The following is a 9,411-nucleotide window of genomic DNA, read 5'->3' as shown; positions in this document are numbered from 1 at the left end:
TATGAATCAGCGCTGAGTGGCGTCCCCAGTGCGGCCAGGGGGCGATGATGACAGCAGCACTGCGCCGATATCGGTCGTCGGAACACGACAGCGTCCGCTGGGACGATTTTCCATTGCGGGACGGTGATATCGTCGTCAGCACCCCGCCGAAGTCGGGTACGACGTGGGTGCAGATGATGTGTGCGTTGCTCATCTTCCAAACGCCTGACCTCCCGCAGCCGCTGGAAGTCCTGTCACCATGGCTGGACCAACTGCGCACACCGCAGGAGGAGGTCTACGCGTGCTTCGCTGAACAGAAGCACCGCCGTGTCATCAAGACGCACACCCCACTCGACGGTCTACCGCTCGATCCGCGTGTCAGCTATATCGTGGTCGCCAGGCATCCTCTCGACCGAGCGCTGTCCCTCTACCACCAATCCGCCAACATTGACGTCAAGCGGATGCGCGCCTTCCAAGACGGCTCAGATTCACGGTCCCGGCCTAATCCCGCACCGCTCCCGTCGGTGCGTGAGTGGCTGCGGTATTGGTGCCTGCCTCAGCCGACAGACGACCAGGGAATAGCAGTTCCCACCAGCCTGCACCTGACGGTCCATCACCTCCATGACGCGTGGAACCGGCGGACGCAGCCGAATGTTCGGCTCCTGCATTACGTCGACTTGTGCGCCGACCTCGTCGGCCAGATGGCGGCGCTGGCCGAGTGGCTGGGCATTAGGGTGAACGAGTCGGTCTGGCCCGATCTGGTGAAGGCCGCGACGTTCGACGAGATGAAGAGTCAAGCGGAGCGGCTGGCGCCTGACACCGAAATACTCAAGGACCCGGTGAAGTTTTTCCGCAGCGGGCGGTCGGGTGGCAGTCGGGATTTTCTGACCGAGGATGATCTCGACGCATACCGGAAGCGGGTCGGCGAGCTCGCTCCGAAGCCGTTCCTGGATTGGCTGCACCGCGACTCGCTCGTCATCAGTGATGGGGTCGACGACGACAGGTGAGGCGGCTTCTCGTCGGCAAGTACATGAGCCGTGTCTCCCGCGTATGACGTAAGCCGAGGAGCAGTGAGCATCCACCGGACAGGGTGAGGCGGCCACACCCACCCGGGGGTGTGGCCGCCTCATGTGCGACGTCGGCGAGGAGACGTCAGGCCGTCGTCAGCCGGATGTCGGCGTTCCCCTTCATCGCGATCAGATATGGGTCGATCTGCTGCGCGTACTCGGCCAGTTTCAGTGCCGTTTCGTCGTCCACCTTCGGCACGGACACGCACAACTCCAGGTAGAAGCCCATGTTGCGATCCGGGAGTTTGCCGACGGCCACCTTCGCGGTCACTTTCGAGTCCGTCACGTCGAGACCGGCCTGCTTCGCGATCGCGCCCAGAGCGCCATGGAACGACGTGCAGTAGCCCGCGGCGAGAAGCTGCTCGGGATTGGTGCCCGGCTCGTTGGTCGCCTCCGGCGCCACCGACCGCATCTGCTCCACCTTGTACAGCACACCGGGAGGAGGCGTGACAGTCAGATCGAGTACGCCGTCGTCGCTGACCACACGGCCGTCGCGGCCGTCGTCGGCTGTGGCGACGCCGATGTACTTGACGTCCAGGTCTGTCATGTCAGTCCTCCTTGGTAGAGCGCCCATACAGAGGTCGCTGCCGTTCACCTTCGGCCGCGGCGGAGTCCGGCGGCATCGGGGATCGCCGCCGTTACGACGTGGCCGAAGCCCCTGGTCGCGTATGTGCCTTACCTGTGGTCACCACCGACCGTGCGCCCCTGTTCTCGAGTACCTCCCACCGCTGCGGTGGCGATGGACCCTGCCGGCCACCCGGCGCCGGTGTGCTGCGCCGGGCTGTGCCACCTGCCGTGAGCGGCGAGCTTCGACGACGAGACCACGCGCACCGTAACGGCGGCACTTGCCGACGTGTGTCGGGGCGCAGAGCGGGACGATGGGTGATCAGGTGTCCAGGCGCATCGGCCTCGTCCATGAATCCAACCCGAGTTCGCCGATGTTCCCGACGGCTGGCACATCGTCCACGACAAGGACACTCGTGAAGCGTGTCTGGACGGTCCCGGCCGTCGAGATGGACATCGCCGGTTTTCATACGAGAGCGAAAGCCTCGGTCGTTACGCGCAGAGGGGAAAGCTGCCATGGGACGGAGCGTGTGGGGTGGCGCATTGTCCGCATTGCTGGGTCCCCGACTCGCGCCTCACCGCCGGGGGATCGTCGTCTCTGTTCTGCTCCAAGCCGTCCAGACCGTGGCCCTGCTGTATCTGCCGACCCTGAACGCCCAAGTCATCGACGAGGGGTTGGTGAAAGGCGATACCGGCCAGGTTCTGCATGCGGGCGGACTGATGTTGCTGATGGCGTTTGTCCAGGGCGCGGCCGGGCTGGGGGTGGCTTTCTACGGTGCCCGTACGACGATGACTGTGTCCCGGGAGCTTCGTGCCGAACTCTTCGGCCGGGTGCGGCGGCTGTCGCCGACAGACGTGGAACGGTTCGGTGTGCCCTCACTGATGGCGCGCATTACCAATGATGTCGCTCAGATCGAGGCCCTGCTGCTGCTCACCCTCACCCTGGTGGTGTCGGTACCGGTCGCATGCGTCGGTGGCATCGTCCTGGCGTTGCGCCAGAACGTCGCGCTGACGTCCCTGCTGCTTGTGGCCATACCCCTCCTGGCGTTGACCATCGGGCTCTTCAACCATCGCCTGCGGCCGACCTTCCACCGCATGCAGTACACCATCGACACCATGAACCGAGTGCTGCGCGAGCAGATCATCGGTGTTCGTGTCGTTCGCGCTTTCGTACGGGAAGAAGACGAGCGCCGCCGCTTCGCTCACGTCAATGCCGAGTTGCAGGAGGCATCTCTCCGCGTGGGCCGCACCATGGCCGTGCTCGTCGCGTTGATGACGCTGCTGATGAACGTGAGCGGGGTCGCCGTCGTGTGGTTCGGCGGCCACCTGATTGACACGAACGACATGCGACTGGGCGCCCTCGCCGCTTTTCTGGCATATCTGGCGGAAGTCCTCGGGGCGCTGATCATGCTGGGCGGTATGGTCATGGCGGTGCCCAGGGCCCAGGTATCCGCCGTCCGCGTCGGCGAGGTCCTGCGAGCCGAGCCGAGTCTTCGCCCGCCCTGGCGCCCGGTCCGCCCTTCCGCCGTCCACGGCACCCTCGAACTGCGCGGGCTTGGATTCCAGTACCCCGGAGCCGAGAGCCCGGTGTTGCAGGGCATCGACCTTCAGGTGCGTCCGGGACAGACCGTCGCTTTCATCGGCAGCACCGGCAGCGGCAAGAGCACCCTGCTGAACTTGATCCCGCGTCTGGTGGAGGCCACAGAGGGAACGGTTCGGATCGACGGAGTTGATGTCCGTGAGCTGGACCCCGCTGTGCTCTCGGCCGCGGTCGGTCTGGTGCCGCAGAAGCCGCACCTTTTCACGGGCACCGTTGCCACGAACCTCCGATACGGTGCGCCGGACGCCACCGACGAGCAGTTGTGGCAGGCTCTGGAGGTCGCGCAGGCCCGGGAATTCGTGGAACGAACGGCTGGAGGACTCGACCATCCTGTCGCTCAGGCCAGTGCCAATCTCTCCGGCGGCCAGCGCCAGCGGCTGGCGATCGCACGGATGCTGCTGCGCCGTCCCGCCCTCTATCTGTTCGATGACTCCTTCTCCGCCCTCGACGGTGCCACCGAACTCGCCCTCAGACAGGCACTGGCCCGGGAGGCAGCGCACCGCACGGTCCTCCTCGTAGCGCAACGCGTCAGCACCGTACGAGATGCCGACCAGGTCGTCGTCCTCGATCGGGGACGGATCGTCGGCAGCGGTACGCACAGCGAACTTGCCGAATCGAACGAGATCTACCAGCAGATCCTGCAGTCCCAGACGACGATTCCGGAGAGAGCGTGAGCGGCGAGCGAATGGCTGGTGGAACCGACGCGAAGAGGCCCCGCACCTCGGCGCAGGGGCTCCGGCGCGACACGGGATCCGAGCAGGCGCCGGCCCAACTCACGGTCGTGGAGGTATTCGGCCGACTTCTGGGGCCACGCCGCAATCACCTGATGGGCGTCCTTCTGCTCGGCGTCTGCGGGGTCGCTCTGTCCGTCGCCGGACCGGTCTTCCTGGGCAAGGCCACCGACCAGGTGTTTGCCGGGGTCCTCAGCCGACGGTTCCCACCAGGCACCACACATCGCGAGATGCTCGACGAATTGCGCGCAAACGGCGACACCACGATGCTCGCCATCGTCAACCGAGTGGATGTGGTACCCGGCCAGGGGATCGACTTCTCCCGCGTCACGCACTACCTGGTGATCGCACTGGTGCTTTACGCCGTCGCCGCGGTCCTCCTGTTGCTCCAGGGACGGCTGATCACCACGATGGCGCAGCGCGTGGTAACCGAACTGCGTGAGCAGGTGGAGGACAAGCTTGCCCACCTGCCTCTGCGCTACTTCGACGGTCGGCCGCGCGGCGAGGTGATAAGCCGCGTCACCAACGACATCGGCGCCATCGCCATCGGACTGGAGCTGGCACAGCCCGTCACCGCGGCCATGACGGTGGCCGGCTCGCTGTTGATGATGTTCTACATCTCCCCGTTGCTGACGCTGGTGCTCGTCGTGACCGTACCGGTCCTGTTGCTGTTGTCCGGTCGTCTCGCCCGGCGCTCCCAGGTACAGGCCGCGGAGCGGATGACTCGTACCGGCCTGCTCTTCGCCCATGTGGAGGAGCAGTACACCGGACACCGGACGACCTGGCTTTTTGGCCGTCAGGACGAGGACGACGCCTCCTTCGTGGAGCACAACGACGCGCTGTACGAGTCCAGCGTGGGCGCCGTGCTGATCAGCGGCATGATCCGGCCCCTGAGCATGTTCGTCACCAGTCTGAACTATGTGCTCATCGCGGTGATCGGAGTCCTGCTCGTCACGTCCGGAGGCATCTCTCTGGGCGGCGTTCAGGCATTCCTGCAGTACTCGGCGCAGTTCAACAGGCCGATCGGCCAGATCGGCGAGATCATCCAACGGACGCAGGCCGGTGTCGCGTCCTCGCGCAGAGTGTTCGACCTGCTCGACGAACCGGAGCAGCCCGCCGACCCAGCCCGCCCGACCCGCCTGGAAACCGTCCGCGGTCACGTGGAATTCCGACACGTCTCCTTCCGATACCGGCCCGACACTCCGGTTTTGGAGAACCTGTCCCTCACCGTCCACCCCGGGCAGACCGTGGCGGTCGTCGGACCGACCGGTGCGGGCAAGACCACGCTCGTCAACCTCCTTCTGCGCTTCTACGAACCGGACAGCGGCCGGATCACCCTAGACGGCGCCGACATCGCCGGCATGAACCGCGCGGAGCTGCGCGCCCGAATCGGCATGGTCCTGCAGGACGTGTGGCTCTTCGGCGGCACCATCGCGGACAACATCGCCTACGGGAACCCTGACGCCGCCTTCGACGAGATCGTGGAGGCGGCCCGCGCCGCTCACGTCGACACCTTCGTGCGAGCCCTGCCGGAGGGCTACCACACGGTCCTGGGCGACGACGACGTCATCAGCGCGGGAGAGAAGCAGCTGATCACCGTGGCACGGGCGTTCCTCGCCCGCCCAGCGATCCTGGTCCTGGACGAGGCGACCAGCGCGGTCGACACGCGCACCGAGGCGCACATTCAGAAGGCGATGTATACCCTGCGTGCCGGCCGGACCAGTTTCGTGATCGCTCACCGGCTCTCCACGATCCGGGATGCCGACCTCATCCTCGTCATGGAGTCCGGGCGGGTCGTGGAACAGGGCGACCACGAGACGCTGATGCGCACCGACGGACCCTACGCCCGTATGTACGCAGCCCAGTTCGGCACACCGGAGTCCGGAGCCGAGGAGCCGTATGGAGATGCCGCTGCTACCGCAAAGGGGTGACAGACGATGGACGGCACAGACGTCTGCGGCTAGTCGGCATGGAGGCCGGCATCGTCCGTCCCGGAGATCCTCATTGCCGCACGGCCTCATCGATCAGTAGGAGGATCCCCATCATGACGTCAAGCCGGGGCGGTGACCGGCACTCCTGGCGATGTTGAGAGTGCGCACGCGGTGGTTCTGCCCATCCTCCTCAGCCATGAACGCGGCAACAACATGACAGCCGCACCCGGCACCCCTGGGTGTCCCGATCTTACGAATGACCGCGACCAACCCAGGACGAAAGGTAGGGAACCTCATGGAAGACGCAGTTCCTCGCGAGGTCGGCGACGAACGGGATCGACTCTCGGCGGCACCGGCGGTGGCGGAGGCCGCCATCACCCTGGCCCGGTCCTGCGCCGTCGATACCGAAGTGGTCCGGCTCGCTGCGCGGTGGAAGGTCGCCTCGGTGGTCATGGGAGGGCCCGCCCTGCCTGCCGACGCGACCTGGCGCGACCTGATCGTGCGCGCAGCCACCGATGAGGGACGCGAGGAGGCGCAGGAAGCCTGGGGCAGCACCGTTGAGCAGCCCCACGTGTCGGCCGAGCGACTGGGCGGCTACGTGGAGCACGTTCTGCGCATTCTCACCGAGTGCCCCGACGAGCCGCATACCTGCCATGGGCTGCTGTCCGACGCCGAAACCGAGAAGGTCATCGACTTTTGCTCAGGGCCCGAAAAGCCGCTCCCCGGACGACGCTTTCACGAGCTGTTCGAGGACCGGGTGCGTCGCCACCCCGATGCGGTGGCCGCCGTCCAGGGCGGCCGAACCTGGACCTACCGCGAGGTGAACGAGAACGCCAACGCCATCGCCTGGACCCTGCACCGGGAAGGGGTGCGCGCGGAGGACGTCGTGGCGGTGGTGATGGAACGCACCCTGGAATGGCTCGCGGCCGTCATCGCCGTCTTCAAGGCGGGCGGCTGCTATCTGCCGCTCGAACCGCACTTCCCCACCGAGCGAATGGCGAACACGCTCACCAGGGGAGAGTGCCGGTGGGTGCTCGCCGACCACGGCGTCGCGCCGCTGGAGGAGGCGCTGGCCGGCGGGGGCGCGCGGCGCCTGTACGTACGGGACCTTCTCGGAGCAGGCGGCCCGCGCCATGACCTGGACCTCGCCATCGCGGGGGACCAGCTCGCGTACATCTACTTCACCTCGGGCTCCACCGGCGAACCCAAGGGCGCGATGTGCGAGCACGACGGCTTCCTCAACCACCTCTACGCCAAGATCGAAGACCTCGGCGTCCAGGAGGGGGACGTCGTGGCGCAGACCGCGCCGCAGTGCTTCGACATCTCGCTGTGGCAGCTCGTCTCCGGGCTCCTCATGGGCGGCCGGACGCTCATCGTCGAGCAGGACGTGATCATGGACGTTCACACGTTCATCGACGCCCTGGCCGAAAACGGGGTCCATGTGGCGCAGTTGGTGCCCACCTATCTCGAACTCGTCCTCGCCACGCTGGCCGAGGAGCACCGGAAGCTGCCCGGCCTGCGCGTCATGGCCGTCACCGGCGAGGCGCTGAAGAAGGAGCTGGTGCGCCGCTGGTTCGACACCTTCCCCACCGTGCCGCTGGTCAACTGCTACGGCCTCACCGAGGTCAGCGACGACTCCAACCACGGCGTCATGTACGCCCTGCCCGCACACCGCTCCGTGCCGCTCGGCGACCCGGTGCGTAACTCGCGGGTCTACGTCATGGACGAGAGGCTCCGGCTTCTCCCGGTGGGTTGCCCGGGTGAAATCGTGATCGCCGGAGTATGCGTGGGCCGCGGATACGTGAACGACCCGGAGCGCACGGCGGCCGTCTTCGGCCGCGACCCCCACCGGCCGCTCGAGCGCCTCTACCGCTCGGGCGACTTCGGCCGCTGGCTGCCCTCCGGCGAGCTCGAATACCTCGGCCGCCGCGACTCGCAGGTCAAGATCAGCGGGTTCAGGATCGAGATCGGCGAGGTCGAGGACCGGCTCCTGCAAGTACCCGGTGTCCGGGACGGCGCCGTGGTCGTCGCCGGATCCGCCACCGAGCCACAGCTCGTCGGTTACTACACCGGCGCGGACGCGCCGGACGCGGGGCAGGTCGCCAGGACGCTCGCCCGGACCCTGCCCGAGTACATGGTCCCGCCGCGCCTTTACCACACCCCTGAGCTGCCCCTGTCCGGCAATGGGAAGATCGACAGGATCTCCCTGACCGATCTCGCCCAGCGGGAGCGCCACGGTACCGGGTACGCGCGGGCCACGGAGTTCGCCACGGAGACCGAGCGGAAGATCGCGGACCTGTGGGCACAGGTGCTGAAGGTCCCGCTGGAGCGGATCGGACGCGACTCCCGCTTCACCGAACTCGGCGGCACCTCGCTCTCCGTGATCCGTCTGTCGATCGCCCTGGACCGCCAGGTGACCGTCGCCGAACTGTGGGGCACCCCCACCGTCACGGACATCGCCGCCCTGGTCGACCGCAAGGCCGCCGAGGCGTCGGACACCGAGTCGCGGCCCGTACCACGCGTGCTCGCCGCACAGCCCGACGAGGGGCCCGCCGCCTGGGCGGCCGACCACCGCACCGCTGTCCGCGCGGCCGTCGCCGAGTCCGGCGCCGTGCTGCTGCGCGGCATCGGAGTGCGCACGGCCGCCGATGTCGCCGCGGTCGCGGAAGGACTCGGGATCACCGCGATGACCGAACGCGAAGGCTTCGCCCCGAGGACCGCCCACACCCCGGGGCTCTACTCGTCCAGCCATTGGCCGTCGGACGAGCCGATGTGTATGCACCATGAACTGAGCTACGCCGCCACGGTCCCCGGCATCCTGGTCTTCGGCTGTCTCACGGCCCCCGACCGGGGCGGCAGGACCAACGTCGCGGACTCCCAGCGGGTCCTCAAGGCGCTGCCGCCCGATCTCGTCGCCCCGTTCGAGCGCCACGGCTGGCTGCTGACCCGCATGTACCACGAGGTGGGCATGGCGTGGCCGGAAGCGTTCGGGACCGACGACCGCGCCGAAGTGGACGCGTACTGCGCCGCCGCGGGCATCGACCACGAGTGGCTGCCCGGGGACCGGCTGCGCACCCGTCAGCGGCGCGCCGCCGTCGTACGCCATCCCACGACGGGCGTTCCCGGATGGTTCAACCAGATCGCCTTCCTCAACGGGCTGACGATGGATCCGGCCGTCCGCGAGTACCTCACCGACGTCTACGGGCCGCACGGCCTGCCGTTCCACACGATGGTCGGCGACGGCACGGACATCGACGGCGACACCGTGGAGGCCGTCAACGCCGTGTACGACCGGTTCACGGTCGGCGAGCCGTGGCGACGCGGGGACGTCCTCGTCGTCGACAACCTCAGGATGGCCCACAGCCGGGAACCGTTCGAGGGACAGCGCGAGATCGTGGTGGTCATGGGCGACGCGGTGCGGAACCCCGGCCACGTCCGGCCGGGCACCGACGCGGGCACCGGCGGTGAGCAGGCGTGACCGGCACCCGCCCGCTGCCCCGGCCGCCCCGCCCCACGCCATGACGGCAGGACCAGGACCC

At 67.5% G+C, this 9,411-nt stretch carries 6 protein-coding genes; 5 read left to right on the top strand and 1 reads right to left on the bottom strand.

The genetic code is table 11. The annotated features are described in order from the left end of the window. Positions 1-44 precede the first annotated feature (44 nt). Positions 45-986 (top strand): sulfotransferase domain-containing protein, encoded by a 942-nt coding sequence (locus tag ACZ6TD_RS00465; protein ID WP_471348859.1) that lies wholly within the window; start codon positions 45-47, stop codon positions 984-986. 145 nt (positions 987-1,131) lie between these two features. Here the strand turns inward: ACZ6TD_RS00465 and ACZ6TD_RS00460 are convergent, their stop codons facing one another. Further along, on the bottom strand, positions 1,132-1,593 hold the full coding sequence (locus ACZ6TD_RS00460) for an Ohr family peroxiredoxin (protein WP_471348856.1): 462 nt from the start codon (positions 1,591-1,593) through the stop codon (positions 1,132-1,134). Between the two features lie 372 nt (positions 1,594-1,965). Between ACZ6TD_RS00460 and ACZ6TD_RS00455 the strand changes: the two genes are divergently transcribed. The 4 genes from ACZ6TD_RS00455 to ACZ6TD_RS00440 all read left to right on the top strand — a co-directional run bounded on the left by ACZ6TD_RS00455 (position 1,966) and on the right by ACZ6TD_RS00440 (position 9,350). Further along, entirely contained in the window at positions 1,966-2,262 is a 297-nt protein-coding gene (locus tag ACZ6TD_RS00455; protein ID WP_471358731.1) for an MbtH family NRPS accessory protein, read from the top strand. Beyond that, on the top strand, positions 2,154-3,884 hold the full coding sequence (locus ACZ6TD_RS00450; RefSeq protein ID WP_471358728.1) for an ABC transporter ATP-binding protein: 1,731 nt from the start codon (positions 2,154-2,156) through the stop codon (positions 3,882-3,884). The genes ACZ6TD_RS00455 and ACZ6TD_RS00450 overlap by 109 nt, the downstream gene beginning before the upstream one ends. A 152-nt stretch (positions 3,885-4,036) precedes the next feature. Further along, complete coding sequence (locus ACZ6TD_RS00445) at positions 4,037-5,872, top strand: ABC transporter ATP-binding protein (RefSeq protein WP_471348853.1); 1,836 nt, start codon at positions 4,037-4,039, stop codon at positions 5,870-5,872. Between the two features lie 295 nt (positions 5,873-6,167). Then, positions 6,168-9,350, top strand: a complete 3,183-nt coding sequence (locus ACZ6TD_RS00440; protein ID WP_471348850.1) for a non-ribosomal peptide synthetase — start codon at positions 6,168-6,170, stop codon at positions 9,348-9,350. The last annotated feature ends 61 nt before the right edge of the window (positions 9,351-9,411 follow it).

Source organism: Streptomyces yongxingensis (assembly GCF_055597465.1).
The sequence above is the reverse complement of the archived record's forward strand: the minus strand, read 5'-3'. Positions and strand labels throughout refer to the sequence as shown.

Coding starts and splice junctions, on each gene's coding strand:
- ACZ6TD_RS00465 (WP_471348859.1), top strand. CDS start 45: ATGATGACAGCAGCACTGCGCCGATATCGGTCGTCGGAACACGACAGC.
- ACZ6TD_RS00460 (WP_471348856.1), bottom strand. CDS start 1,593: ATGACAGACCTGGACGTCAAGTACATCGGCGTCGCCACAGCCGACGAC.
- ACZ6TD_RS00445 (WP_471348853.1), top strand. CDS start 4,037: ATGGGCGTCCTTCTGCTCGGCGTCTGCGGGGTCGCTCTGTCCGTCGCC.
- ACZ6TD_RS00440 (WP_471348850.1), top strand. CDS start 6,168: ATGGAAGACGCAGTTCCTCGCGAGGTCGGCGACGAACGGGATCGACTC.